This window comes from Roseateles sp. (genome assembly GCF_019237615.1).
Lineage (GTDB): Bacteria > Pseudomonadota > Gammaproteobacteria > Burkholderiales > Burkholderiaceae_C > Pelomonas.
Genome location: NZ_JAFAGT010000086.1, coordinates 34,571 through 59,217, shown reverse-complemented (window position 1 = coordinate 59,217; position 24,647 = coordinate 34,571). Strand labels below are relative to the sequence as shown.

Sequence of the window (24,647 nt, the reverse complement as noted above, 5' to 3'; positions counted from 1 at the left end):
GCTGCCGCATGATGCGCGCCATCGTGATCACCCCCGCCCCCGAGTCCGTCGTCGTCGACGGCGCCCCCGCCCATGGCCGCCATGTCGGCCGCCTGGCCCGCATTGACTGGACGGGTCTGCGCGAGCGCCGCTCCTGGCTCTGGCGCCGGCTGCACCACAAGCGCTGGCACTACGTCGGACTGGGCAACGACGAGCTCTTCGTCGGCGTGGCCATCGTCGACGTCGGCTGGGCCTGCTCGGCCTTTGCCTACCTCTTCGACCGCCGCCAGCGCAGTCTGCTGGCCGACTGGAGCCAGGACGGCCTGCCGGGCCTGCAGGGCGGCGTGTCGGACGCGCCGCTGGCCGGCGCCCATGCCTGGTTCCGCGGCCCGCGCGCGCGGCTGTCGCTGCGCCATGCGGCCGGCGATCAGCTGCACCTGCGGGTCGACACCCAGGCGCTGCACCTGGAAGCCGAGCTGACGCTGGCCGCCATGGCCCCACCGCTGCTGGCCATCGGCCCCATCGCGGGCGGGCTGGCGCATGCGACGCAGAAGACCACCGCCCTGCCCGTGCGCGGCTGGGCCGAGGCCGGGGGCCGGCACTTCGGACTGGACGGCGCCTGGGCCGCGGTGGACGCCTCCAACGGGCTGCTCGCCCGCGACACGGCCTGGCGCTGGGCCAGCGCCCACCGGCCCGACATCGGCTTCAATCTGCAACAGGGCTATTTCGGCCACCAGGAAAACCTGCTGTGGCTGGACGGCCGGCCCATCGCGCTGGGCGCCGCGCGCTTCGAGTTCGACGTCGCGCGGCCGCTGGCTCCCTGGCGGGTGAGCACCGACGACGGCCTGCTGGATCTCGTCTTCACGCCCGAGGGCGCGCGGGCGGCCGACAAGAACTTCGGCTTCGCGGCCAGCCGCTACGTGCAGCCTGTCGGCTGCTTCGCCGGCACGCTGCGCGCCGGCCCGCATGCCGAGCCCCGAAGCGTGAGGGATCTGCTCGGCGTGACGGAAGACCACCGCTCGCTGTGGTGAGGCACGCGCCCGGAACCGACGGCGCGCCCATGAAAATCGGCCGCCTGCCGAAGAGGCGAGGCGGCCGTGCCGGCAGGCCCCGCGCGACGCGCGGGGCAAGGCGATGGATCAGCGCCGGGCCGCGGTGCGGCGGCGAGCCGTGGCGAGGCCAAGCAGCGCCACACCCGCCAACGCCATGGAGGCGGGCTCGGGCAGCGCGTTAGGGTCGATCACGACCGCGTCGTCGACGTTGAGCAGGTGGAAGCGCCAGGCTCCGGTGCGGGGATCGGGGGTCGCCCAGACGCCGTTGAAGAAGGCCTGGGTCGCGCCGCCGTAGCCTTGGGTGAACGTGAAGTTGTCCACGCCGTCCCATTGGAAGCCATCGGCCAGTTGGTCGGTATTGGCGAAGTTGTTGTACTGCGTGATGACGGCGTAGTAGCTGCCCGCAGCCAGGTTGACGTTGTAGAAGCTGTCCCAGACACCGTAGGTATAGCTGGTGCCGTTGACGTTGATCGTGCCGCTCTCGCCGCCATCGTCCTGGGAAGTGATCTTGTTGCCGGCGCCATCGAAGATGGTGAGGATGGGATCGAAGCCCCCGGACACCCAGCTGGACGAGACGACGCCAACGGAACGGTCGCTGTCGATCGTGAAGCTGAACTTCAGGACGTCGTTGTCCTTGACGAAGGTGCCGGCAAAGGTCAGGTCCACCGGCGCGGCGCTTGCGCCACCAGCGGCAATGGCCAAGGCAAGGCCAAAACTCATCCATTTCATACGGAACACTCCCTTACATGTCAGGTTTGCAAATGCGCGGCCGGTGGCCGCCCGGCCCACGGAAGCAAAAGGCGGGCCAACGCCTATCTCATTGACATGCAAGGGAAAACGAGAATGGCCGGGGCAAGCTGTCAAGTTTCCCGACAGCCTCTCCCGACCATTGCCGCGCAACCCGGAGTCGGGTTGCGTCAGTGCACGACGCGCCCGAAGGCGAATTCGCCGCCGTCCACCTCCACCGGGATCACGTCCTTGGGGCCGAACTTGCCCTCCAGGATGAGCTTGGACAGCGGGTTCTCCACGCGTTGCTGGATGGCCCGCTTCAGCGGCCGGGCGCCGAAGACCGGGTCGAAGCCCACCTTGGCCAGTTCGTCCAGCGCCGCCTCCGACACGTCCAGCTTCATCTCCAGCTTGTCCAGGCGCGCCTCGAGCTGGCGCAGCTGGATGCGGGCGATGGACTTGATGTGCTCGGCGCCCAGCGCATGGAAGATGACGGTCTCGTCGATGCGATTCAGGAATTCGGGCCGGAAGTGGCTCTTGACCTCGCCCCACACCGCCTCGCGGATGACCTCGTCGCTCTCGCCAGACAGCGCCATGATGTGCTGCGAGCCGAGGTTGGACGTCATCGCGATGACCGTGTTCTTGAAGTCCACGGTGCGCCCCTGGCCGTCGGTCAGGCGGCCGTCGTCCAGCACCTGCAGCAGCACGTTGAACACGTCGGGGTGCGCCTTCTCGACCTCGTCCAGCAGCAGCACCGAATAAGGCTTGCGCCGCACGGCCTCGGTCAGCGTGCCGCCCTCCTCGTAGCCCACATAGCCCGGCGGCGCGCCGATCAGGCGCGAGACCGAGTGCTTCTCCATGAACTCGCTCATGTCGATGCGCACCATGTGGTCTTCACTGTCGAACAGGAAGCCGGCCAGCGCCTTGCACAGTTCGGTCTTGCCGACGCCCGTGGGGCCGAGGAACAGGAAGCTGCCCAACGGCCGGTTCGGGTCCGACAGGCCGGCGCGCGAGCGGCGGATGGCATCGGACACGACCTGGATGGCCTCGTCCTGCCCCACCACGCGCTCATGCAGCTTGGCTTCCATCTGCAGCAGCTTCTCGCGCTCGCCCTGCATCAGCTTGGACACCGGGATGCCGGTGGCGCGCGCGACGACCTCGGCGATCTCCTCGGCGCCCACCAGTGTGCGAAGCAGCTGCGGCTTGTTGGAGCCGGCCTTGCCGGCTTCCTTGGCCTGGGCTTCCTTGAGCTGCTTCTCCAGCTCGGGCAGGCGGCCGTACTGAAGCTCGGCGACCTTGTTGAAGTCGCCCTTGCGCTTGAGCTCCTCGATCTGCTGGCGGATGCGGTCGATCTCTTCCTTCACGTGGGCCGAGCCCTGGGCCTGAGCCTTCTCGGCGGTCCAGATCTCCTCCAGGTCGTTGTACTCGCGCTGCAGCTTCAGCAGCTCGTCCTCGATGAGGGCGAAGCGCTTGAGCGAGCCCTCGTCCTTCTCCTTGCGCACGGCCTCGCGCTCGATCTTGAGCTGGATCATGCGGCGGTCCAGCCGGTCCATGACCTCGGGCTTGGAGTCGATCTCGATCTTGATCTTGGCAGCGGCCTCATCGATGAGGTCGATGGCTTTGTCGGGCAGAAAGCGGTCGGTGATGTAGCGGTGGCTCAACTCGGCCGCGGCGACGATGGCCGGGTCGGTGATCTCCACGCCGTGGTGCACCTCGTACTTTTCCTGCAGGCCGCGCAGGATGGCGATCGTGGCCTCGACGCTGGGCTCGTCGACCAGCACCTTCTGGAAGCGGCGCTCCAGCGCGGCGTCCTTCTCGACGTACTTGCGGTATTCGTCCAGCGTCGTCGCGCCTATGCAGTGCAGCTCGCCGCGCGCCAGCGCGGGCTTGAGCATGTTGCCCGCGTCGATGGCGCCCTCGGCCTTGCCGGCGCCCACCATGGTGTGGATCTCGTCGATGAACAGGATGGTCTGGCCCTCGTCCTGGGCCACTTCCTTCAGCACCCCCTTCAGGCGCTCCTCGAAGTCGCCGCGGTACTTGGCGCCGGCCAGCAGCAGCGCCATGTCCAGCACCAGGACGCGCTTGTTGCGCAGGGAGTCCGGCACCTCGCCATTGACGATGCGCTGGGCCAGGCCCTCGACGATGGCCGTCTTGCCCACGCCCGGCTCGCCGATCAGCACGGGGTTGTTCTTGCTGCGGCGCTGCAGCACCTGGATGGCGCGACGGATTTCCTCGTCGCGACCTATCACCGGGTCCAGCTTGCCCAGGCGGGCGCGCTCGGTCAGATCCAGCGTGTACTTCTTCAGCGCCTCGCGCTGGCCTTCGGCCTCGGCCGAGTCCACGCTCTGGCCACCCCGCACCGCCTCGATGGCGGTCTCCAGCGCCTTGCGTGTCAGGCCGTGGCCACGCACGACGCCGGCCAGATCGGTCTTGGCGTCGGCCAGCGCCAGCAGGAACATCTCGCTGGCGATGAACTGGTCGCCACGCTTGGTGGCCTCCTTCTCGGCGGCCTGCAGCAGCGCGACAAGATCGCGCCCGGCCTGCACCGTCTGGCCCGAACCGCTGACCTGTGGCAGGCCGGCCATCAGGCCGTCCAGCGCGGTCAGCAGGGATTTGGCCCGGACACCGGCGCGCTCCAGCAACGCCCGCGGGCCGTCGTCCTGGGCCAGCATGGCGGCCAGCACATGGACGGGTTCGATGTAGGGGTTGTCGCGGGCCAGGGCCAGGCTCTGGGCCTCGCCCAGGGCCTCCTGGAAACGGGTGGTGAACTTGTCGGCACGCATGGGATGAATCCTCCGGTTGCGAAGCCAAGTGGGCGCCTATCGACGCTTTTCAAGTTGTCTCAGATCAAGGCCTGGACGAGTTTCATGCCCGCCCAGGCAGCAAACAGCGCGCCCAGCACATGGGCCAGCGTGTGCGCCGCCGCCATGGCGAAGCTGCCATGGCGCAGCAGCACCAGAGACTCCCCGGAGAAGGCCGAGAACGTCGTCAGCCCGCCGAGGAAACCGGTCACCAACAGCAACTTCAGCAACTCGTGGGGTTGGCGGCCGAACCACTCCAGCGCCACGCCGATCAGCAGGCCGCCGACCAGATTGACCATCAGCGTGCCGAGCGGGAAGCCCGCCCAGCGCGTGTTGAACATGACGCCCGCCTGCCAGCGGGCCAGCGCGCCCAGCGCCGCACCGAGGGACACCGCCAGCGCATTCATCGGGCATTGCCCCCCTGGATGCCCCAGCGCGCCAGCGCCTCGTCGTCGGCCACGCGCGCATCCACCCAATGTGCGCCGTCCGGTCCATGCTCCTTCTTCCAGAACGGGGCCTGGGTCTTCAGGTAGTCCATCAGGAACTCGCAGGCCTGGAAGGCCGCGCCCCGGTGCGCACCGGTGACCAGCACCAGCACGATCTGGTCGCGCGCCTGCAGCAGGCCCACGCGGTGGATGACGCGGGCGGCGCGGATGTCGAAGCGGGTGAAGGCCTCGTCCACCATGGCCTCGATGGCCGCCTCGGTCATGCCCGGGTAATGCTCGAGCTCCATCGCCGAAACGGCCGCGCCGCTGCCATGCTCGCGCACGGTGCCGACGAAGGCGACGACGGCGCCCACGCCGCCGTCCGCGGCCCGCAGGGCGCTCATTTCTGCGCCGGCGTCGAAGTCTCCTGACTGGATGCAAACTCTGCTCATGTCACGGATTCTCACCTTGGCCTGCGGTGAGATTCACCTGTTTGAGCGTTGAAGGCGGCGCGCGGCGCCCGATACTTGTCATCATTTCTTCCACCCCCGCCGGGAATCGACATGGCCCTGATGGATTTCATCAAGAAACAGTTCATAGACATCATCCAGTGGACGGAAGACAGCGACGGCACACTGTCGTATCGCTTCCCGATGGCCGACATGGAGATCCAGAACGGTGGTCAGCTGGTGGTGCGTGAATCCCAGGTTGCCGTGTTCGTCAACGAAGGTCAGGTCGCCGACGTCTTCGGTCCCGGCACCCACAGGCTGACGACGCAGACGCTGCCGGTGCTGACCTATCTGAAGAACTGGGACAAGCTGTTCGAGTCGCCTTTCAAGAGCGACGTCTACTTCTTCAGCACCCGCCAGCAGATCGACCAGCGCTGGGGCACCAGCCAGCCCATCTCCATCCGCGACAAGGATTTCGGCGCCGTGCGCCTGCGCGCCTTCGGCAACTACGCCTACCGCATCCAGGACGCCAAGACCTTCCACAGCCAGATCTCCGGCACGCGCGAGCGCTACACGGTACAGGATCTGGAAGGCCAGCTGCGCGGCCTGATGCTGCAGCACATCAGCGACGCCGTCGCCGGCAGCGGCACGCCCTTCCTGGACCTGGCCGCCAACCAGATCGAGTTCGCCGCCGCGTTGAAGAACGCGACCGCGCCGTCCTTCGCCGCTCTTGGCCTGGAGCTGCTGTCGGTGACGATGCAGAACGTGTCGCTGCCCGAAGAGCTGCAGAAGATCCTCGACCAGCGCATCGGCATGGGCATCATCGGCCAGAACATGGGCCAGTTCATGCAGTACCAGGCCGCCCAGGCCCTGCCCGAGATGGCCAAGGGTGCCGCGGGCGGCGGCAGCGGCATCGCCGGCGAGGCGATCGGCCTGGGTGCCGGCGTGGCCCTGGGCCAGACGCTGGCACAGACGCTGGGCCAAGGCCTGGCCGGTGTCGGCACGGCGGCGCCCGCGCCAGCGGCCAGCAGGCCCGACGACATCGTGGCCCTGCTGGAGAAGCTCGGCGACCTCAAGGCCAAGGGCATCCTGACCGACGAGGAATTCGCCGCGAAGAAGGCCGACCTGCTGAAGAAACTTGGCTGAGCAGGCGCAGCGCCGCTGGCGCGCTTCGTGCCCCAACTGCGGCGCGCCGGTCGAGTTCGCCAGCGCCGCCTCGGGCAGCGCCGTGTGCGGCTTCTGCCGCAGCACGCTGCTGCGCGACGGCGAGACACTCGCTCGCATCGGCCAGAGCGCCGAGATCTTCGAGGATTACTCGCCGCTGCAGCTGGGCGCCACGGGCCGCTGGATGGGCAGCGGCTTCGCCGTCGTCGGCCGCGTGCAGCGTGGCTCCGAGCTCGGCAACTGGAACGAATGGCACCTGCTCTTCGAGGCCGGCGAGCACCCGCGCGTGGGCTGGCTCAGCGAGGACAACGGCCAGTTCGTCCTCAGCCTGGAGGCGGCGCTCGCTGAGCCCCCGCCGCAGGACGCGCGGCCCGGCCTGCCACTGACGCTGGCCGGCCAGCGCTGGCAGGTGGCCGCCGTCGTACAGGCCGCGGTGCGCGCCGCCGAGGGCGAGCTGCCGCGCCCGCCCAGGCCCGGCCGCGTCGTCGAGCTGCGCAACGCCCAGGACGAGGTCGGCACGCTGGAGTTCGGCGCGGACGGCCCGCCGGTCTGGTCCGTCGGGCGCGGCGTGCAGCTGGCCGACCTGGCCCTGCAAGGCCTGCGCACGACAGCCGAGGGCGAATCGGTTGCCGAAGCCAAGTTCAAGGGCCGGACCATCGCCTGCCCCAACTGCGGCGCGCCGCTGGAGCCCAAGCTTGCGCAGACCAAGAGCATGGCCTGCGCCCAGTGCCATGCCGTCGTGGACCTGCCGGCGGGCGAGGCCAAGGCCCTGGGCTTCACACCCCAGAGCCCCGGCCTGGAGCCGCTGATCCCGCTGGGGCGCAACGGCACGCTGGCCCTGGCCGGCGACAAGCCCGAGGCCTGGCAGGTCGTCGGCTACCAGGAGCGCTGCGACCTCCCCGAGGACGCCGACGACGAGCAGAGCTTCTGGCGCGAATACCTGCTGTTCAACCGGCTGGCGGGCTTTGCCTTCCTGGTCGACACGCGCGAGGGCTGGAGCCTGGTTCGCACGCTGACCGGCGCGCCCACGCCCGCACGCGACGGCGTGAGCTGGCAGGACCGCGCCTACGCCCAGCGCTGGGCCTACGAGGCCAAGACGACGCACGTGCTGGGCGAGTTCTACTGGCCCGTGCGACTGGAGGACCGCGTCCGCGTCGTCGACTACGCCACGCGCGACGGCCAGTACCTGCTGAGCCGCGAGCAGCAAGGCCCCGAGGTCACCTGGAGCGGCGGCCGCCCCGTGCCGGCCGAGGCGGTGCAGAAGGCCTTCGGCCTGTCCGCGCCGGCCGCACAGTTCGCGCGCGACGCCTCGGCCTTCAAGAACAGCGGCAGCACGCTGCTGCGCAACATCGTCGTCGGCCTGTTCCTCGCCGTGCTGCTGTTCGCGCTGCTGCGCGCCTTCTCCGGCGACGACTGCGAGGGGTACAAGAACAGCTTCGGCGAGAACAGCAACGAATACCGGCAATGCCGCGCCAGCACGCGCGGCAGCGGCGTCTACGTCGGCAACAGCGGTGGCAGCTACGGCGGCTACAGCAGCGGTGGCGGCGGCCACAAGTAAGAAGGAGCGATCACCATGACCCTAGACTGGCTCAAACCTGAAATCATCTTCGGCTCGGCGCTGTACGCCTTCATCGGCGTCGTCGTGTTCTGGGTGTCCTTCATCATCCTCGACAAGGTGACACCCGCGTACAAGCTCTGGGTGGAACTGGTCGAACGCAAGAACGTTGCGCTGGCCATCGTCGTCGGCGCGATGTGCCTGTCCATCGGCAACATCGTCGCAGCGGCCATCCATGGCTGAGGCGTGCACGACGCTGGGGGCGCCGTGAGCGCCCACGATTTCGCCGCGCTGACGGGCAACGCCCACGAGGACTGGACGCTGTTCGCGGTGCGCCTGCATGACCGGCCCGGCATGGCCGCGCGGCGCCGCGAGCTGCTGCAGGCCCATCTCGAGTGGGTGGCCGCCCACGAGGGCCTGCTGCGCGTCGCGGGCTCGCTGCGCGAATCGCCCGAGGCGACGCCGGTGGGCGGGCTGTGGGTCGTGCGCGCGCCGGACAGGGCCGCGGTCGAGGCGCTGATCGCCACCGACCCCTTCACGACCGGCGGCCTGCGCGAGCGCTGGGAGATCTTCTACTGGAGCAAGGCCCTGCCCCGGACGGTGTCCTTCTAGACTGCTGCCCGCCATCCCACTTCATCCGCACGCCATGCTCCTGCCGGCCCCCACCCGCCGCCTCGCCCTGCAAGCCCTGCTCTGCGCCGCCGCGGCGCCGGCCCTGGCCGCCGATGCCAGGCCCGACATCGCCATCGTGCTGGCCCGGCTGGACCTCGCCACGGGCCGGGTGAGCGAGGTCAAGCGCATCACGGACACCAGGGGCGCCAACTTCCAGCCCGCCTTCACGCGCGACGGCTCCGCACTGCTCTACGCCTCCGACCGCAGCGGCTCCAACAACGTGTACCGCCACGACTTCGCCAGCGGCAAGACGACGGCGCTGACGAACACGGAGCACAACCTCTACTCGCCCACGCCGCTGCCCGACGGCAGCGGCTTCTCGGCCATACGCGTCGTCGACGCCGACCCGAACTACGGCATCGAAAGCAAGCAGCCCTCGCTGTGGCGCTTCGGCTGGGACGGCCAGGCCATCGCGCCGGTCGTCCCCGTGCTGCGGGTCGGCTATCACGCCTGGATAGACGCGCAGCGCCTGGCGCTCTTCATCGTCGACGACGTGGCCCAGCGCAACGCCCACCGCGCCGTGATCTTCAACCGCGCCACCGGCCAGACCACGCCGCTGACCGACAAGCCCGGCCGCTCGCTGGGGCGTGCGCCCGACGGCAGGCGCGCGAGCTTCGTCGAGCAGGCCGACCCCGCGCATTGGCGCATCTGCGCGATGGGCGAAGGCGATGCCGCGCCCCAGGTGCTGGTGGAGACGCCGCTGGGACCCGAGGGAGAGAAGGATCCCAACCGCAGCCAGTACTACGCCTGGCTGCCCGACGGCTCGCTGCTGATGGCGCGCGAGCGGCTGCTGCTGCGCTGGGACGGCCGGCCGGGCAGCGGCTTCAAGCCTCTCGCCGAGCTGGCGGACGTCGGCGGGGCCATCCGCAACATCGCCGCCAGCCCCGACGGCACGCGCCTGGCCTTCTCGGTGCTGCTCGCCCCGGCCCAGCCGTGAGCGAGCAGCACCGCACGCGCGCCACGCCGGCCGAGCTGCTGCTGCTCGCCAGCGTCTTCGTCATCGCCGCCTGTGGCCTGGTCTACGAACTGGCCGCGGGCGCGCTGGCGAGCTATCTGCTCGGCGACTCGGTGCTGCAGTTCTCCACCGTCATCGGCGTCTACCTGTTCGCGATGGGGCTGGGCTCCTGGCTGTCGCGCTTCGTCGAACGGCAGCTCGTCGGTGTCTTTCTGCAGGTGGAGCTGCTGGTGGGCGTCATCGGCGGCCTCATGCCCGCGGCGCTGTTCGCCGTGCACAGCCTGCTGCCGCCGGGCGAGGCGGCGCCGTTCCGCGTGCTGCTTTATGCGCTGGTGCTGCTGGTCGGCACGCTGGTGGGGCTGGAGATCCCGCTGGTCATGCGCATGCTGAAGCGCCACTTCAGCGCGCGCTACGGCCTCAAGGACCTGGTCTCGCAGGTGCTCACCTTCGACTACCTCGGCGCCCTGCTTGTCGCGCTGGCCTTCCCCCTCGTGCTGGTGCCGCAGCTGGGCCTGGTGCGCACGGGCGTCGCCTTCGGGTTGCTGAACGTCGCCGTCGCGATCTGGGCGCTGTGGCTGTTCCGCGCCGACCTGCGCGCCAAGCGCGCCCACGCCGCCGCCTGCGCGCTGTCGGCAGTGCTGCTGCTGGCGGCGCTGGCCGGCGCCGAGCGGCTGACGACCTGGGCCGAGGACCGCTTCTACGGCGAGCAGATCGTCTTCAAGCAGAGCAGCGCCTACCAGCGCATCGTCGTCACCGACGGCCATGCCGGCACCCGCCTGTTCCTGAACGGCAACCTGCAGTTCCACTCCCGCGACGAGTACCGTTACCACGAGACCCTGGTGCAGCCCGCCATGGCGGCGCATGGCGCTCCAAAGCGCGTGCTGGTGCTGGGCGGCGGCGACGGCATGGCCGTGCGCGAGATCCTGAAGTACGCCAGCGTCGAGCAGGTCACCCTCGTCGAACTGGACCCGCTGATGACCACGCTGTTCCGCGACAACGCGCGACTCTCGGCGCTGAACGGCCACGCGCTGTCCAGTCCCAAGCTGCGCATCGTCAATGCCGACGCCTTCGGCTGGCTGGAGCAGCAGCACGACACCTTCGACGTCATCGTCATCGACTTCCCCGACCCCTCCAACTTCGCGCTCGGCAAGCTCTACACGGCCAGCTTCTACGAACTCGTGGACCAGCACCTGAGCGCCTCCGGCTATGCCGTCGTGCAGACCACGTCGCCGCTGATCGCGCGGCGCAGCTTCTGGACCGTCGTCACGACCATAGAGGCCACCGGGCTGACGGCGACGCCCTACCACGCCCATGTGCCGTCGTTCGGCGAATGGGGCTTCGTGCTCGCGTCGCGCCGGCCCTTCAGGCTGCCCACGCAGTTCCCGCCGGGCCTGCGCTTCGTCAGCCCCGGCAGCCTGCCGGCCCTGCTGGACTTCCCGCCCGACATGGCCCGCGTGCCGACCGAGGTCAACCGGCTGTCCAACCAGGTGCTGGTGCAGGAGTTCGAGGCCGAATGGGGGCGGGTGCACTGATGCTGAGGCGGCGCGAGCTGCTGCTCGCCGGGCTGGCCGGCGCGGGCTGCACCCCCGACGCGCCGGCCCTGCAGGGCGGCTGGGTCGGCACGCACCCGGAACGGGGCCATCGGCTGCGCGGCGAATTGCCCCAGGCCGGCGGACCGCCGAGGAAGACCGGCATCCTCATCGTCGGCGCGGGCATCGCGGGCCTGGCCTGCGCACGCGAACTGGCCCGTCGCGGCATCGACGACTTCGCGCTGCTGGACCTGGAAGACCAGGCCGGCGGCAACAGCCGCGGCCACGGCCTGGCCGGCTCGGCCTGCCCGCTGGGCGCCCACTACCTGCCGCTGCCCGGCCCCGAGGCACGCGAGGTCAACGCGCTGCTGCACGACCTGGGCCTCGCCCGCGAGCAGTTCGGCCGCACGGTGTGGGACGAGCGCCACCTGTGCCACAGCCCGCAGGAGCGCCTGTTCATCGACGGCGAATGGCGCGAGAGCCTGCTCCCGCCGCCGTCCGATGCGGCCGCGCTCGCCCAATACCGGCGCTTCTCGGCGCTGGTCGCCCAGGCCCAGCGCGAGCTGGGCTTCGCGATGCCCACGCACCACGCCCGCTGGACCGCCGGCCATGCCGCGCTGGACGCGCAGACCTTCGCCACCTGGCTGGACGCCAACGCGCTGACCGACACCCGCCTGCGCTGGTATCTCGACTACTGCTGCCGCGACGACTTCGGCGCCAGTGCCGACGCCGTGTCGGCCTGGGCCGGGCTGCACTACTTCGCCAGCCGCCACGGCTTCCATGCGCCGGGCGACGAGGCCGGCGAGCGCGAGCCGGTGCTGACCTGGCCCGAAGGCAATGGCTGGCTGTCGCAGCGCCTGGCCGCACCGCTGCGCGAGCGCATCCACACCGGCCGCCTGGCGATGCGCGTGACCGAAGGTCGCTCGGGTATCGAGTTGCTGGCCTGGAACGAGACGGCCGGCGCCCCCGAGCGCTGGCAGGCCCGCGCCGTCGTCATGGCCACGCCGCTGTTCATCGCCAACCGGCTGCTGGCCACGCCACCCGAGGCGCTGCGTGCCGCCGCCGGCCGCCTGCGCTACGCACCCTGGCTGACCGCCAACCTGCTGCTGCGCGAGCCGCTGCTGGCCCGCCCCGGCGCGCCGCCGGCCTGGGACAACGTGCGCTACGGATCGACGGCGCTGGGCTACGTCGACGCGCGCCACCAGACGCTGGACCCGACGCCGCGCCCGCCGCTGCTGACGGCCTATCTGGCATTGCCGACGGCCGAGCGCGACGAGCTGCTGACCCAGCCCTGGCGGCACTGGGCACAGCGCGTCATCGCGGAGCTGGCGACAACCCACCCTGACCTGCCCGCCCAGGTCGAACGCATCGACCTTTGCCGCTTCGGCCATGCCATGAGCATCCCGGTGCCCGGCCTGCGCGGCTCGGACGAGCTGGCCGCGCTGAACGCCGCACGCGGCCGCGTCGTCTTCGCGCACGCCGACCTGGCCGGCTACTCGGTGTTCGAGGAGGCCTATACGGCCGGCGTCACGGCCGCGGCGCGGCTCAGCCTCTGAGCAGTCTTTGCCGGCTCACCTCGGCCGGCTCGAAGAGCTCGACCAGCGCGGCCATCAGCCGCTCGGCCTTGGTGCTGTTGTCGCCGCCGTAGTTGCAGACATAGACGTCCAGCGTCACCGCGCCCAGCTCGGGCCAGGTGTGCACGGCCAGGTGCGACTCGGCCAGCAGCACGACGCCGGTGATGCCGCCCTGCCCGTCCGCGGGGCCGAAGCGGTGCATCAGCTCGGCCACGCCCTGCAGGCCCGCCGCGGTGACGGCCTCGCTGCACCGGGTCCCAAGCGATACCGGATCGGTCATCAGGGACAGCGCAGGGTCGACTCCGCGCAGATCCGCGGTCAGGTGCAGGCCCTTCAAGGCTCAGCCACCGGTCACCGGAGGGAAGAACGCCAGTTCGTCGCCATCCGCCAGCGCAGCGGATTCAGGCACCATCTTCTGGTTCAGCGCCGCGCGCACGGCGCGGCTGCGGGCCAGGGCTTCGGCATGCACGCCACCGCGGGCGAGCAGCGCGTCGCGCGCCGTGCCCACGGTGCTGGCGCCGGGCAGGCTCAGTGCCTCGCCCTCGCCCAGCTTCTCGCGCAGCGAGGCGAAGAAGCGCAACTTCACGGTGACCGTCACGACAGCAGCTCCGCGAAGGGGATGAAGCGCACCGCGTCGCCAGCCTTGAAGAACCGGCCGGCCGGGTTGTCCAGCAGGCCATCCGCCCAGAAGGCCGAGGTCAGCACGCCGCTGCTCTGGTTGGCGAACAGGGCCAGACCGCCCGCCTCGTCCAGGCGCACGCGCAGGAATTCGCGGCGCTTGTCGGGGTTGGGCCAGTCGAAACCGGCGGCGATGCGGTAGCCGCGCGGCGCCAGCTGCGCCGCGCCCTGCAGCTTCAGCAGGAACGGCCGCACCAGCACCAGGAAGGTCACGAGGCTGGATACCGGGTTGCCCGGCAGGCCGATGAAGTGCGCGCCACCGACGCGGCCATGGGCGAACGGCTTGCCGGGCTTGATGGCGATGGCCCAGAGGTCCAGCTGCCCCTCCGCCTGCACTGCGGGGCGCAGGTGGTCTTCCTCGCCGACGGAGACGCCGCCGGAGGTCAGGATGACGTCGGCCCGGGCGGCCGCCTCGCGCAGCGCGGCGCGGGTGGCGTCGAGCTGGTCGGGCACGATGCCCAGGTCCACCACCTCGCAACCCAGGCCCTGCAGCAGCGCCCGCAGCGTGAAGCGGTTGGAGTTGTAGATGGCGCCGGGCGGCAGCGGCTCGCCCGGCATGACGAGTTCGTCGCCGGTCGAGAACAGGGCCACGCGCGGGCGGCGCGTCACCGTCAGTTCGGCGGCGCCGGCCGTGGCCGCGAGGCCCAGGGCCACGGCGTCCAGCCGCGTGCCGGCGGGCAGCACGACGTTGCCGGCCTTCAGGTCCTCGCCGCGCAGGCGCACATGCTGGCCGGGCGTGACCGGCTGGGTCACGCGCACGCGGCCGTCCAGCAGCTCGGTGTGCTCCTGCATGACGACGGTGTCGGCGCCCGGCGGCACCTGGGCGCCGGTGAAGATGCGCGCGGCCTCGCCGGCGGCGAGCGCAAGGGGCACGCTGCCGGCCGGAATGCGCTGTGTCACGGGCAGGGCCGCAGCGGCATCGGCGGCACGCAGCGCATAGCCGTCCATGGCCGAGTTGTCGGCCGGTGGCACATCCACGGGCGAGATCAGGTCCGCCGCCAGCACCCGGCCGCAGGCCTGCGTGGCGGGCAGCGTTTCGCGCCCCGCGAGGGGCTGGACCTGGGCCAGCAGCGTGGCCAGCGCCTCGTCCAGCGGGGTCAGGGCGGGTTTCTTGGGAGCATCAGACATGGGCGTGAATGTAGGCCTTCACGGCTTCCACATCCGCCCGCATGACCTTCACGCGCTTGGGAAGCTGCTCTATGCCTTCGAGGCCCGCGGGGCGGGGCGGCTCAATGTCCAGCGCCTCGTGGATGGTGGCCGCGAACTTGGCCGGCAGCGCCGTCTCCAGCACCAGCATGGTCACGGCAGGGTCGCACTTCTCCAGCGCGACCTTGAGGCCGTCTGCCGTGTGCGGGTCGATGACGACGCCATGCTCGGCATGGCAGCGACGTATGGTCGCGATGCGGTCGGCATGGGTGCTGCGGCCGGAGACGAAGCCAAAGCCCGCGATGTCCATATGCTCGCCGGCCGTCAGCTCGAAGGCCGGCGACGTGAAATGCTGCTTCACACGGCCACCATCGCGGCCCAGCAAGTCGAACACGAAGCGCTCGAAGTTGCTGGCCTTGGAGATGTCCATCGACGGGCTGGAGGTCTCGTGCGTGTCGGCCGTGCCGCGCGGCCGGTAGGCGCCGGTGCGGAAGAACTCGTCCAGCACGTCGTTCTCGTTGGTCGCGACGACGAGTTTGGCGATGGGCAGGCCCATCATGCGCGCCACATGGCCGGCGCAGACATTGCCGAAGTTGCCCGACGGCACCGTGAAGCTGACCTTCTCCTCGTTCGACTTGGTGGCCTGGAAATAGCCGGCGAAGTAGTAGACGACCTGGGCCAGCAGCCGCGCCCAGTTGATGGAGTTGACGGTGCCGATGCGGTGCTCGCGCTTGAAGGCCAGGTCGTTGGACACGGCCTTGACGATGTCCTGGCAGTCGTCGAACACGCCCTCGATGGCGATGTTGTGGATGTTGGCGTCCTGCAGGCTGAACATCTGCGCCTGCTGGAAGGGGCTCATGCGGCCATCGGGGCTGAGCATGAAGACGTTGACGCCCTTCTTGCCGCGCATCGCGTACTCGGCCGCGCTGCCGGTGTCGCCGGAGGTGGCGCCCAGGATGTTCAGCGTCTCGCCGCGGCGGCCCAGCTCGTACTCGAACAGCGCACCGAGCAGCTGCATGGCCATGTCCTTGAAGGCCAGCGTGGGGCCGTTGGACAGGCCCTGCAGCGCGATGTGCTCGCCCAGCCAGGTCAGCGGCGTGATGGCCTCGGTGCCGAAGACCTCGGCCGTGTAGACCTTGCGCGTGATGGCGCGCAGGTCATCGGCCGGGATGTCGTCGATGTAGAGCGACAGGATCTCGAAGGCCAGGTCCGCATAGGCCAGGCCGCGCCAGCGCGCCAGCGTGGCCGCGTCGACCTTGGGGTAGGCCTTGGGCAGGTAGAGGCCGCCGTCGGGCGCCAGACCTTCGAGCAGGATGTCCGAGAAGCCGCGCTCGGCCTGGTCGCCGCGGGTGCTGATGTACTTCATGTCGGTGTCCGGATCAGGCCAGTTCTTCCTTGCGGATGCGCACGATCGGCGCGAGCACGGTCGGCAGGCCCTGCATCTTGGCCAGCGCCTCGTTCATGCGGCCCTCGATGGTGTCGTGGGTCAGGATGATGAGGTCGGTCTGGCGCTCGCCCTCGGCGGACTCGCGCTGCAGCACCGCGTCGATGGAGATGTCGTGCTCGGCCAGGATGGTGGTGATGCGCGACAGCACGCCGGGCTGGTCGGCCACGACCAGGCGCAGGTAGAAGGCCGTGTGCACGTCGGCCATCTCGAGGATGGGCGTGTCGCTGATGGCGTCCGGCTGGAAGGCCAGGTGGGGCACCCGGTGGTCGGGGTCGGCCGTGGCCAGGCGGGTCACGTCGACGAGGTCGGCAACGACGGCCGAGGCGGTCGGCTCGGCGCCGGCACCCTTGCCGTAGTACAGCGTCGTGCCGACGGCGTCGGCCTGCACGACGACGGCGTTCATCGCGCCCTCGACGTTGGCGACCAGGCGGCTGGCCGGGATCAGCGTCGGGTGCACGCGCACCTCGATGCCCTCCTGGCGGCGGCGCGTGATGCCCAGCAGCTTGATGCGGTAGCCCAGCTGCTCGGCGTACTTGATGTCGGTGGCCTGCAGGCTGGAGATGCCCTCCACATAGGCCTTGTCGAACTGCACCGGCACGCCGAAGGCGATGGCGCTCATCAGCGTGAGCTTGTGGGCCGCGTCCACGCCCTCGATGTCGAAGGTCGGGTCGCTCTCGGCATACCCCAGGCGCTGGGCCTCCTTGAGCACGGTGGCGAAGTCCAGGCCCTTGCCGCGCATCTCGGACAGGATGAAGTTGGTCGTGCCGTTGATGATGCCGGCGATCCACTCGATGCGGTTGGCGGTCAGGCCCTCGCGCAGTGCCTTGATGATGGGGATGCCGCCGGCCACGGCCGCCTCGAACGCGACGACGACGCCCTTCTCGCGGGCGGCTTCGAAGATCTCGGTGCCATGCAGGGCCAGCAGCGCCTTGTTGGCCGTGACGACATGCTTGCCGTTGGCGATGGCCTGCAGCACCAGCGTGCGCGCCGGCTCGATGCCGCCGATCAGCTCGACGATGATGTCGATGGCGGGGTTGTTGACCAGTTGCTGGGCGTCACCGACGCAAGGCACGCCGTCGCCGACGATGGCCTGGTAGGCCTTGGCACGCTCGGCGCTGCGGGCCGCCACCATCGCGATCTCGATGCCCCGGCCGGCGCGGCCGCGAATCTCGGCCTGGTTGCGCTGCAAGACGTGGAAGGTGCCGGCACCGACGGTGCCCAGGCCGATCAGGCCGACTTGAATCGCTTTCATGGAAACCCTTGGTCAGTTGGGGGCAGAGCAGCTCGCTGCGCTCGGGCGGCCTGTCCCGCAAGTCAAAAAATACTCTCTCAGGAGAAATGACGGCGGCGGTAGCCGCCCAGGAAACGTTCGATGCGGCCGATGGCCTCCCGCAGGTCGTCCACATTGGGCAGGAAGACGAGGCGGAAGTGGTCGTGCTCGGGCCAGTTGAAGCCGGTGCCCTGGACGATCAGCACCTTCTCCTCGGCCAGCAGCTCGTAGGCGAACTGCTGGTCGTCGGCGATAGGGTAGATCTTGGGATCCAGGCGCGGGAACATGTAGAGCGCCGCCTTGGGCTTGACGACGCTGACGCCGGGGATCTGCGTCAGCAGCTCGTAGGCGAGGTCGCGCTGGTGGCAGAGCCGTCCGCTGGGTGCGACGAGGTCGCGGATGCTCTGGTAGCCGCCCAGCGCCGTCTGGATGGCCAGCTGGCCCGGCGTGTTGGAGCACAGGCGCAGCGAGGCCAGCATGTTCAGGCCCTCGATGTAGTCGCGGGCGTGGCGCTTCTCGCCGCTGAGAACCATCCAGCCGGCGCGGTAGCCGCAGCTGCGGTAGTTCTTTGAGAGGCCGTTGAAGGTCACGAAGAGCACGTCGTCGGCCAGGGCCGCCATGCTGGTGTGGACGTTGCCGTCGTACAGCGTCTTGTCGTAGATCTCGTCGGCAAAGATGACAAGCTGGTGCCGGCGGGCGATCTCGATGATGCCCTGCAGCAGGTCGGTCGGGTACAGCGCGCCGGTCGGGTTGTTGGGGTTGCAGACCATGATGCCGCGGGTGCGCGGCGTGATGTTGGCCTCGATGTCGGCGAGGTCGGGCAGCCAGCCGGCGCCTTCGTCGCAGCGGTAGTGCACCGGGCGGCCGCCCGACAGGCCCACCACGGCCGTGTAGAGCGGGAAGTCGGGGCTCGGGATGAGGATCTCGTCGCCGTCGTTGACCAGCGCGTTGATGGCCATCTGGATCAGCTCGGAGGCGCCGTTGCCGAGGTACACGTCGTCCACGGTGACGCCCCGGATGCCCTTCTCCTGGGTGTAGTGCACCACCGCCTTGCGCGGCGCGAACAAGCCCTTGCTGTCGGTGTAGCCACCGGCGTCGGCCAGGTTGCGGATCATGTCCTGCACGATCTCGTCCGGCGGCGTCAGGCCGAACACGGCCGTGTTGCCGATGTTCAGCTTGATGATCTTCTGGCCCTCCTCCTCCATCTGGCGCGCCTTGTCCAGCACGGGGCCGCGGATGTCGTAGCTGACGCTGGCGAGCTTGCTGGACTTGGCGATGGGCTTCAAAAGGCGCTCCGACGCAGCGTTTGCTGCAGTGCAAAAGGGGGACTTCGGAGTTTAAGCAAGGCCCGGCCACGCAGCCCGCCGTTCTGAGGGACACTCGCGGCCGGCTTTCGCCCTGTTTTCCATGAAGTTCCAGCTCGACGAGCCGCAAGGCGGCAACAGCATTTCCCGCCATGACGCCCAGGGCGTCTGGGTCAACGGCCAGCCCCATACCGCCAGTGTCCTGGTGCCCTGGAAGGGCGAGGTCGTCGCCTGGCCGCCTTCGCGCTTCGAGGAACTTCTGCCTGCGCATTTCGAAGCGATCAAGGCGCTGAATCCGGAGCTGGTCGTCTTCGGCAGCGGCGCGCGGCTGCGCTTCCCGAATCCGGCGCTGTGGCGCGGCCTGGTCGAGGCGCGCATAGGCTTCGAGGTCATGGACATTGCCGCCGCCTGCCGCACCTACAACGTGCTGGCAAGCGAGGGCCGCAACGTTCTGGCAGCATTGCTGATCGAGGGATGACCGCAACCGGCGGGAGGCCGGGGCTAGGCTTTATAATCACTGGCTATTGCTTGCGGGCGCCCGCGTGAATTGCTTCACAAAGCAATCACGAACCGGGGACCCCGCGGGCCCAACTTGCCGCACCCCCCAATGACGCCTGCGCTCAACAAACCCCTGCCGGAAATTGAGGCTCAAGCCACCGGCGGCGTGAAGTTCACCGCCAACGCCTTCCTGGGTAAGTCGGTCGTGCTGTATTTCTACCCGAAAGACAACACGCCCGGTTGTACCACCGAGGCCATGCAATTCCGCGATCGCCACAAGGACTTCGTGAAGGCCGGCGCGGTGGTGCTGGGCGTTTCGCGCGACAACATGGCCTCGCACGAGAAGTTCAAGCAGGCGCTGGAACTGCCCTTCGAGCTGATCGCCGACACGGAAGAGAAGCTCTGCCACATGTTCGGCGTCGTCAAGAACAAGATCATGTACGGCAAGAAGGTCAAGGGCATCGAGCGCTCGACCTTCCTGATCAGCCCGACCGGCATCCTGGTTGGCGAATGGCGCGGCATCAAGGTCGCCGGCCATGTCGACGAGGTGCTCAAGGCCGTCAAGGGCCTGAAGAAGGAAGCCGCCTGAAGCGCGTGACAGGCTGACATCGCGCAGCCCCGCGGGATGTGCATAATCAGCCCATGCCCCGGGTCGAAACCTTGTCTCAGACTGCAAAGCCGCACTCATCCTGTGCGGCTTTTTGCTTTCTGGCGCCTGGTTTGCGTGGGGTTCACTTCCCGTCGACACGCCGTACATGCCACTGCCTAAGCCTCCTGCACAACGCGCCAGCCGCCTCGATGCCACTGCTTACTCGGCCACTCTGACCCCCAGCAAACCCCGCGCGACGGCCTCTGCCGTCGCGCCGGCGGCCGCACCGGCCACACCGGTCGCGGCCGCTACAGCCGAAGTGCTGCGCCTCCCCACCGCCACCCCCGCCGTCGCCAGGCCCACCCTGCCCGTGAAGGCCGCGAGCAATGCGCCGGCCAAGTCCGCCGCGCCCAAGGTCAAACGCGCACGCAAGCCGGCCGGCACGGCCAAGCTCTTCGTGCTCGACACCAATGTGCTGATGCACGACCCGATGTCGCTGTTCCGCTTCGAGGAGCACGACATCTTCCTGCCCATGATCACGCTGGAAGAGCTGGACGGGCACAAGAAGGGCATGACCGAGGTCGCCCGCAACGTGCGCCAGGTCAGCCGCGAGCTGGACCAGCTCGCCGCCAGCCTGCAAAGCAGCAGCGTCGAGGAGATGTCCAAGGGTCTTCCCCTGGCCGCCACCGGCCACCGCGAGGCCGAGGGCAAGCTGTTCTTCCAGACCGGCCTGATCGACACGCCGCTGCCGCAAGGCCTGCCCCAGGGCAAGGCGGACAACCAGATCCTCGGTGTCGTCCAGGCGCTGAAGGGCCTGCACCCGGGCCGCGAGGTGGTGCTGGTGTCCAAGGACATCAACATGCGCATCAAGGCCCGCGCGCTGGGCCTGCCGGCGGAGGACTACCGCAACGACAAGACGCTGGAAGACTCCGACCTGCTCTACACCGGCGTCCAGGCCCTGCCCTCGGACTTCTGGGATCGCCATGGCAAGACCATGGAGAGCTGGCAGCAGGGCGGCACCACCTTCTACCGCATCAGCGGGCCGCTGGTGCCCACGCTGCTGGTCAACGAGCTGGTCTACCTGGAAGCCCCCGGTGCGACGCCGCTGTACGCCAAGGTCACCGAGATCACCGGCAAGACGGCCGTGCTGAAGACGCTGAAGGACTACGGCCACCAGAAGCACTCCGTCTGGGGCGTCGCCGCGCGCAACCGCGAGCAGAACTTCGCGCTCAACCTGCTGATGGACCCGGAGTGCGACTTCGTCACGCTGACCGGCACCGCCGGCACCGGCAAGACGCTGATGACGCTGGCCGCCGGCCTGTCCCAGGTGCTGGACGAGCGCCGCTACAGCGAGATCATCGTGACCCGGGTGACCGTGCCGGTGGGCGAGGACATCGGCTTCCTGCCCGGCACCGAGGAGGAGAAGATGGGTCCCTGGATGGGGGCGCTGGACGACAACCTCGAGGTGCTGGCCAAGGGCGACTCCGCCGCCGGCGAATGGGGGCGCGCGGCAACCAACGACCTGGTGCGCAGCAAGATCAAGATCAAGAGCCTGAACTTCATGCGCGGGCGCACCTTCCTGAACAAGTTCGTCATCATCGACGAGGCCCAGAACCTGACGCCCAAGCAGATGAAGACCTTGATCACCCGCGCCGGCCCCGGCACCAAGATCGTCTGCCTGGGCAACCTGGCGCAGATCGACACGCCCTATCTCACGGAGGGCAGCTCGGGCCTGACGTTCGCGGTGGACCGCTTCAAGGGCTGGGCCCACAGCGGCCACGTGACGCTGGCACGTGGCGAGCGCTCGCGCCTCGCCGACTTCGCGTCCGAAGTGCTCTGAGCCCGCCGCCTGCGGGCGGTCGGATCCTGGCGGCCCCTTCCCAGGGGCCGCTTGCATTTCAGCGCTTCAACAGCCCGCCCAGCATGCCGGCGATGTCGCCCAGGCCGCCGGCGCCGCCCTGCGGCAGCTGACCCTGCGGCGTCAGCCGGTCGACGATCTGCGGCAGCAGCTGGCTGAGCTGCTCGCCCGCCTCGGCGTGCGACACGCCGGCCTGCTGCGCCAGCTGGCCCAGCAGCCCGCCCTCGCCGCCCAGTGCGCTGCCGATCTCGCTGCCCGAGACCGGCTGGTTGGCACCGTTGGAAATCCAGCTCTGCACCTGCTCGCCCAGGCCACCGGCCTGCAACTGCTGCAGCAGCCCGGCCAGGCCGCCATGGGCCGTGCCGTTGGACAGCAGGCCCGCAATCAGCGTCGGCCAGTCGGGCTGGCCGCCCTGCTGTCCCTGGCTGCCCAACGCCTGGGAGGCAGCACCCAGCACTTGATCCAGAAGTCCCATCACCATCTCCAATGAAAAGAGGTCGGCGGCCAGTCTAGGGAAAAAGGCGGCCTCGCAGAATGTGAGCGCTATCAATCACAATGCGACCGTCGCACTCTTTCGCCTCGCCATGATCTACCGTCCCCTCGGCCGCACCGGCTGGAACATCTCGGCCATAGGCTTCGGCGCCTGGGCCATAGGCGGCACCTGGGGCCGCACCGACGACACGGCCGCGATGGCGGCCCTGCACCGCGCACTGGACCGCGGCGTGAACTTCTTCGACACGGCCGACGTCTACGGCGACGGCCACAGCGAGCGGTTGCTGGCCCGCCTGAGGCGCGAGCGCCCGCACGACGCGTTCCACATCGCAACCAAGGCCGGCCGGCGCCTGGCCCCGCATGCGGCCGAGGGCTACCGCGACCTGCGTCCGTTCATCGAGCGCAGCCTGCGCAACCTGGACGTCGACGTCCTGGACCTGCTGCAACTGCACTGCCCTCCCAGCGCCGTCTACACGATGCCCGAGGTCTTCGGCGCCCTGGACGCGCTGGTGCGCGAGGGCAAGCTGCGCCACTACGGCGTCAGCGTCGAGCGCATCGACGAGGCCATGGCGGCACTGAAGTTTCCAGGCGTGCAGTCGGTGCAGATCATCTTCAACCTGTTCCGCCAGCGCCCGGCCGAGACCTTGCTGCCCGCCGCGCGGGCAGCCGGGGTCGGCGTGCTGGCGCGGCTGCCGCTGTCCAGCGGCATGCTCAGCGGCAAGTTCACGCGCGACAGCCGCTTCGGCGTCGACGACCACCGCGGCTTCAACCGTCAGGGCCAGGCCTTCGACAAGGGCGAGACCTTCTCGGGCGTGGACTACGAGCAGGGTCTGGCCGTCGTCGAGGAACTGCGCAAGCTGCTGCCCGAGGGCGTCAGCATGGCCCGCCTGGCGCTGCGCTGGATCCTGATGTCCGAGGCCGTCAGCGCCGCCATCCCCGGCGGTCGCACGCCGGCCCAGGTCGACGAGAACGTCAGCGCCGCCGACCTCGCCGCCCTGCCCGCGCCGCTCATGCAGGCCCTGGCCGACCTCTACCAGCGCCGCATCGCGCCGCAGGTCCACGCCCTGTGGTGATCACTCGCCGCGCTGCGCGGCCGTGGAGAAGCGCTGCACCGCGCCGTCCGCGGCCACGGCCTGGCGGCCCGCGGCGATGAGGCGGTCGATCTGCTCGGTCGGCAGCTTGAGCCGCGTCGGGATCAGGTTCAGCGCCTGCTCCTCGGCCTCGGGCAGGTCGGCGAAGCTGATCTGCGTGACGCTGAACTTGATGTCCTCGCAGCGCCAGTCGGGGTTGGCGGCGCGCAGCGCGGCCTTGCGCTCGTCGCTGAGGCTGCAGCGGTAGGTCACCAGGTCGCGTTCCCAGTTGCGCACCATGGGCACGAAGCTCGCATAGCTCATGCGCATGGTGCTCTCTATGGCCGTGTCGACGGCGCCCGACGCGATCTCCATGCCCGACGGCCCCGCCATCTCGCGGGCCCAGTCGGCACTGGGGCCCTGGCCGGCGTCGACGACGATGAAGAGCAGCCGGCGCAACGTCGCGGCGTCCTGCTCGGGGATGGGGCCGTAGGGCGTGTTCAGGAGCACGCGGCTCTGCAGGATGGCCACCAGGCCCAGGTTGTCCGTCAGCCCGCCGTCGACCAGCTTCAGATAGCGGCCCGCCTTGGGATCGGCGTTGTCGCGGAACAGCCGCGCCAGCGCCAGGCGCAGGCGGTACTGGTCGTCGCGCTCGTCGCGGCGCACCGCCAGGCCCGGTGGCAGCTGCACCTGGCAGGCCTCGGGGAAGCGCTCCAGCACCACCGGCGCGAAGAACAGCGGCACGGCCATGGACGCCGCCACCGCCTCCGAGACCGGGTAGCTCGCCAGGTCGCTGCACAGCGCATCGAAGGCCCGCTCGTGGAACGGAAAGGCCAGCCGGTACTGCACGTTGCTGGCGCTGATCCAGACGACGGGCCGCGAGCGCGCGAACATGTCGGCGAAGGTGGCGCCCTTGAAGACGTCCTTCTCCAGCCAGTCGTTGAAGTCGCTGCGGTCGTTCAGCCCGCCGGCGAACAGCCGGCGCAGGTTGTTGGGGTTGAGCAGGCTGAAGCGCAGGCCCGCCTCGCCGTCGCGCAGCAGCACCTTGTCGCGGAAGTCACGCAGGCCCTCGGCGCCATGCAGGCCGAAATAGGCCGACGTCAGCGAGCCGCCCGACACGCTGGTGATGAAGCTGACCTCGTCGAGCAGGTTGCGCCCCCGCTTGGAAGGCTGCTCGCGCAGCCCTTCCAGCACGCCGTAGGCGAAGGCCGACGCCCGCAGGCCGCCGCCCGAGAAGCTCAGCGCCACCAGGGTGTCTTCGCCCAGCGCCTTGGATACATGCTGCGGCGCAGGCACGGCCGCCGGCTTGTTGCGCGGCGGGTTCATGGGCGCGCCGGCGCAGGCCGTCAGCAGCAGGCAGGTACAGAGCAACAGCAGGGCGCGCATCGGGCGTCTCTCGGTCGTGAGGTGGGCG

24 protein-coding genes are annotated in these 24,647 nt (G+C 69.6%); 12 read left to right on the top strand and 12 right to left on the bottom strand.

Going from position 1 to position 24,647, the window contains the following annotated elements; genetic code table 11:
- The first annotated feature begins 23 nt into the window (after positions 1 to 23).
- The gene (locus JOY88_RS18220) at positions 24 to 1,010 is read left to right on the top strand and encodes a DUF2804 domain-containing protein (RefSeq protein ID WP_293504055.1); all 987 of its coding nucleotides are present in this window, start codon (positions 24 to 26) and stop codon (positions 1,008 to 1,010) included.
- A 108-nt stretch (positions 1,011 to 1,118) separates the two neighbouring features.
- Here the strand turns inward: JOY88_RS18220 and JOY88_RS18215 are convergent, their stop codons facing one another.
- From JOY88_RS18215 to JOY88_RS18200, 4 genes are all read right to left on the bottom strand, one after another.
- The gene (locus JOY88_RS18215; RefSeq protein ID WP_293504054.1) at positions 1,119 to 1,751 is read right to left on the bottom strand and encodes a DVUA0089 family protein; all 633 of its coding nucleotides are present in this window, start codon (positions 1,749 to 1,751) and stop codon (positions 1,119 to 1,121) included.
- Between the two features lie 197 nt (positions 1,752 to 1,948).
- Positions 1,949 to 4,540, bottom strand: coding sequence for an ATP-dependent chaperone ClpB (gene clpB / locus JOY88_RS18210; protein ID WP_293504053.1), 2,592 nt, complete (start codon positions 4,538 to 4,540; stop codon positions 1,949 to 1,951).
- A 59-nt stretch (positions 4,541 to 4,599) separates the two neighbouring features.
- Complete coding sequence (gene crcB / locus JOY88_RS18205; RefSeq protein WP_293504052.1) at positions 4,600 to 4,965, bottom strand: fluoride efflux transporter CrcB; 366 nt, start codon at positions 4,963 to 4,965, stop codon at positions 4,600 to 4,602.
- The gene (locus JOY88_RS18200; protein WP_293504051.1) at positions 4,962 to 5,435 is read right to left on the bottom strand and encodes a molybdenum cofactor biosynthesis protein MoaE; all 474 of its coding nucleotides are present in this window, start codon (positions 5,433 to 5,435) and stop codon (positions 4,962 to 4,964) included. The genes crcB and JOY88_RS18200 overlap by 4 nt, the downstream gene beginning before the upstream one ends.
- A gap of 111 nt (positions 5,436 to 5,546) precedes the next feature.
- On the opposite strand from JOY88_RS18200, the gene JOY88_RS18195 reads away from it, so the two are divergent.
- From JOY88_RS18195 to JOY88_RS18165, 7 genes are read left to right on the top strand one after another with little or no spacing between them, the layout of a single operon-like run.
- Positions 5,547 to 6,578: an SPFH domain-containing protein gene (locus JOY88_RS18195; protein WP_293504050.1), complete on the top strand. Its 1,032-nt coding sequence runs from the start codon at positions 5,547 to 5,549 to the stop codon at positions 6,576 to 6,578.
- Positions 6,571 to 8,154 carry a DUF4178 domain-containing protein gene (locus JOY88_RS18190; RefSeq protein ID WP_293504049.1) on the top strand — a complete coding sequence of 528 codons (1,584 nt, stop codon included), beginning with the start codon at positions 6,571 to 6,573 and terminating at the stop codon, positions 8,152 to 8,154. The genes JOY88_RS18195 and JOY88_RS18190 overlap by 8 nt, the downstream gene beginning before the upstream one ends.
- 15 nt (positions 8,155 to 8,169) lie before the next feature.
- Positions 8,170 to 8,394 carry a DUF350 domain-containing protein gene (locus tag JOY88_RS18185; RefSeq protein WP_293504048.1) on the top strand — a complete coding sequence of 75 codons (225 nt, stop codon included), beginning with the start codon at positions 8,170 to 8,172 and terminating at the stop codon, positions 8,392 to 8,394.
- Positions 8,395 to 8,418: 24 nt separating this feature from the next.
- Positions 8,419 to 8,763, top strand: coding sequence for a YciI family protein (locus JOY88_RS18180; protein ID WP_293504047.1), 345 nt, complete (start codon positions 8,419 to 8,421; stop codon positions 8,761 to 8,763).
- Between the two features lie 34 nt (positions 8,764 to 8,797).
- Entirely contained in the window at positions 8,798 to 9,760 is a 963-nt protein-coding gene (locus JOY88_RS18175) for a TolB family protein (protein ID WP_293504046.1), read from the top strand.
- Positions 9,757 to 11,310 (top strand): polyamine aminopropyltransferase, encoded by a 1,554-nt coding sequence (locus JOY88_RS18170; protein ID WP_293504045.1) that lies wholly within the window; start codon positions 9,757 to 9,759, stop codon positions 11,308 to 11,310. The genes JOY88_RS18175 and JOY88_RS18170 overlap by 4 nt, the downstream gene beginning before the upstream one ends.
- Positions 11,292 to 12,863, top strand: a complete 1,572-nt coding sequence (locus JOY88_RS18165) for a flavin monoamine oxidase family protein (protein WP_293504044.1) — start codon at positions 11,292 to 11,294, stop codon at positions 12,861 to 12,863. Before JOY88_RS18170 ends, JOY88_RS18165 begins: the two co-directional genes overlap by 19 nt.
- Here JOY88_RS18165 and speD read toward each other — a convergent pair.
- The 6 genes from speD to JOY88_RS18135 form a co-directional block, all read right to left on the bottom strand.
- Complete coding sequence (gene speD, locus JOY88_RS18160; protein WP_293504043.1) at positions 12,853 to 13,218, bottom strand: adenosylmethionine decarboxylase; 366 nt, start codon at positions 13,216 to 13,218, stop codon at positions 12,853 to 12,855. The two genes, JOY88_RS18165 and speD, sit on opposite strands and share 11 nt — an antisense overlap.
- 3 nt (positions 13,219 to 13,221) lie before the next feature.
- A complete protein-coding gene (gene moaD / locus JOY88_RS18155) occupies positions 13,222 to 13,479 on the bottom strand; it encodes a molybdopterin converting factor subunit 1 (protein WP_293504042.1) in 258 nt (85 codons plus the stop codon).
- A complete protein-coding gene (locus tag JOY88_RS18150) occupies positions 13,476 to 14,687 on the bottom strand; it encodes a molybdopterin molybdotransferase MoeA (protein ID WP_293504041.1) in 1,212 nt (403 codons plus the stop codon). Before JOY88_RS18150 ends, moaD begins: the two co-directional genes overlap by 4 nt.
- Complete coding sequence (thrC, locus tag JOY88_RS18145; protein ID WP_293504040.1) at positions 14,680 to 16,071, bottom strand: threonine synthase; 1,392 nt, start codon at positions 16,069 to 16,071, stop codon at positions 14,680 to 14,682. The genes JOY88_RS18150 and thrC overlap by 8 nt, the downstream gene beginning before the upstream one ends.
- A gap of 13 nt (positions 16,072 to 16,084) precedes the next feature.
- Positions 16,085 to 17,404 (bottom strand): homoserine dehydrogenase, encoded by a 1,320-nt coding sequence (locus JOY88_RS18140; protein WP_293504039.1) that lies wholly within the window; start codon positions 17,402 to 17,404, stop codon positions 16,085 to 16,087.
- A 77-nt stretch (positions 17,405 to 17,481) separates the two neighbouring features.
- Positions 17,482 to 18,708, bottom strand: coding sequence for a pyridoxal phosphate-dependent aminotransferase (locus JOY88_RS18135; RefSeq protein WP_293504038.1), 1,227 nt, complete (start codon positions 18,706 to 18,708; stop codon positions 17,482 to 17,484).
- Between the two features lie 121 nt (positions 18,709 to 18,829).
- Here JOY88_RS18135 and JOY88_RS18130 point away from each other — a divergent pair, with 121 nt between their 5' ends.
- From JOY88_RS18130 to JOY88_RS18120, 3 genes are all read left to right on the top strand, one after another.
- A complete protein-coding gene (locus tag JOY88_RS18130; RefSeq protein ID WP_293504037.1) occupies positions 18,830 to 19,204 on the top strand; it encodes an Mth938-like domain-containing protein in 375 nt (124 codons plus the stop codon).
- A 129-nt stretch (positions 19,205 to 19,333) separates the two neighbouring features.
- On the top strand, positions 19,334 to 19,813 hold the full coding sequence (locus JOY88_RS18125) for a peroxiredoxin (protein WP_088483312.1): 480 nt from the start codon (positions 19,334 to 19,336) through the stop codon (positions 19,811 to 19,813).
- A 166-nt stretch (positions 19,814 to 19,979) separates the two neighbouring features.
- The gene (locus JOY88_RS18120; RefSeq protein ID WP_293504036.1) at positions 19,980 to 21,653 is read left to right on the top strand and encodes a PhoH family protein; all 1,674 of its coding nucleotides are present in this window, start codon (positions 19,980 to 19,982) and stop codon (positions 21,651 to 21,653) included.
- A gap of 58 nt (positions 21,654 to 21,711) precedes the next feature.
- Here JOY88_RS18120 and JOY88_RS18115 read toward each other — a convergent pair whose 3' ends face one another.
- Entirely contained in the window at positions 21,712 to 22,146 is a 435-nt protein-coding gene (locus JOY88_RS18115) for a YidB family protein (RefSeq protein ID WP_293504035.1), read from the bottom strand.
- 109 nt (positions 22,147 to 22,255) lie between these two features.
- Here JOY88_RS18115 and JOY88_RS18110 point away from each other — a divergent pair, with 109 nt between their 5' ends.
- Entirely contained in the window at positions 22,256 to 23,236 is a 981-nt protein-coding gene (locus JOY88_RS18110) for an aldo/keto reductase (protein ID WP_293504034.1), read from the top strand.
- Here JOY88_RS18110 and JOY88_RS18105 read toward each other — a convergent pair whose 3' ends face one another.
- Positions 23,237 to 24,619 carry a patatin-like phospholipase family protein gene (locus tag JOY88_RS18105; RefSeq protein ID WP_293504033.1) on the bottom strand — a complete coding sequence of 461 codons (1,383 nt, stop codon included), beginning with the start codon at positions 24,617 to 24,619 and terminating at the stop codon, positions 23,237 to 23,239.
- Between the last annotated feature and the right edge of the window lie 28 nt (positions 24,620 to 24,647).

Excerpts from the sequence above, each read along its gene's own strand:
- JOY88_RS18215 (WP_293504054.1), bottom strand. The coding sequence starts at position 1,751 with ATGAGTTTTGGCCTTGCCTTGGCCATTGCCGCTGGTGGCGCAAGCGCC.
- clpB (WP_293504053.1), bottom strand. The coding sequence starts at position 4,540 with ATGCGTGCCGACAAGTTCACCACCCGTTTCCAGGAGGCCCTGGGCGAG.
- crcB (WP_293504052.1), bottom strand. The coding sequence starts at position 4,965 with ATGAATGCGCTGGCGGTGTCCCTCGGTGCGGCGCTGGGCGCGCTGGCC.
- JOY88_RS18200 (WP_293504051.1), bottom strand. The coding sequence starts at position 5,435 with ATGAGCAGAGTTTGCATCCAGTCAGGAGACTTCGACGCCGGCGCAGAA.
- JOY88_RS18195 (WP_293504050.1), top strand. The coding sequence starts at position 5,547 with ATGGCCCTGATGGATTTCATCAAGAAACAGTTCATAGACATCATCCAG.
- JOY88_RS18185 (WP_293504048.1), top strand. The coding sequence starts at position 8,170 with ATGACCCTAGACTGGCTCAAACCTGAAATCATCTTCGGCTCGGCGCTG.
- JOY88_RS18175 (WP_293504046.1), top strand. The coding sequence starts at position 8,798 with ATGCTCCTGCCGGCCCCCACCCGCCGCCTCGCCCTGCAAGCCCTGCTC.
- JOY88_RS18165 (WP_293504044.1), top strand. The coding sequence starts at position 11,292 with ATGGGGGCGGGTGCACTGATGCTGAGGCGGCGCGAGCTGCTGCTCGCC.
- JOY88_RS18150 (WP_293504041.1), bottom strand. The coding sequence starts at position 14,687 with ATGTCTGATGCTCCCAAGAAACCCGCCCTGACCCCGCTGGACGAGGCG.
- thrC (WP_293504040.1), bottom strand. The coding sequence starts at position 16,071 with ATGAAGTACATCAGCACCCGCGGCGACCAGGCCGAGCGCGGCTTCTCG.
- JOY88_RS18140 (WP_293504039.1), bottom strand. The coding sequence starts at position 17,404 with ATGAAAGCGATTCAAGTCGGCCTGATCGGCCTGGGCACCGTCGGTGCC.
- JOY88_RS18130 (WP_293504037.1), top strand. The coding sequence starts at position 18,830 with ATGAAGTTCCAGCTCGACGAGCCGCAAGGCGGCAACAGCATTTCCCGC.
- JOY88_RS18125 (WP_088483312.1), top strand. The coding sequence starts at position 19,334 with ATGACGCCTGCGCTCAACAAACCCCTGCCGGAAATTGAGGCTCAAGCC.
- JOY88_RS18120 (WP_293504036.1), top strand. The coding sequence starts at position 19,980 with ATGCCACTGCCTAAGCCTCCTGCACAACGCGCCAGCCGCCTCGATGCC.
- JOY88_RS18115 (WP_293504035.1), bottom strand. The coding sequence starts at position 22,146 with ATGGGACTTCTGGATCAAGTGCTGGGTGCTGCCTCCCAGGCGTTGGGC.
- JOY88_RS18110 (WP_293504034.1), top strand. The coding sequence starts at position 22,256 with ATGATCTACCGTCCCCTCGGCCGCACCGGCTGGAACATCTCGGCCATA.
- JOY88_RS18105 (WP_293504033.1), bottom strand. The coding sequence starts at position 24,619 with ATGCGCGCCCTGCTGTTGCTCTGTACCTGCCTGCTGCTGACGGCCTGC.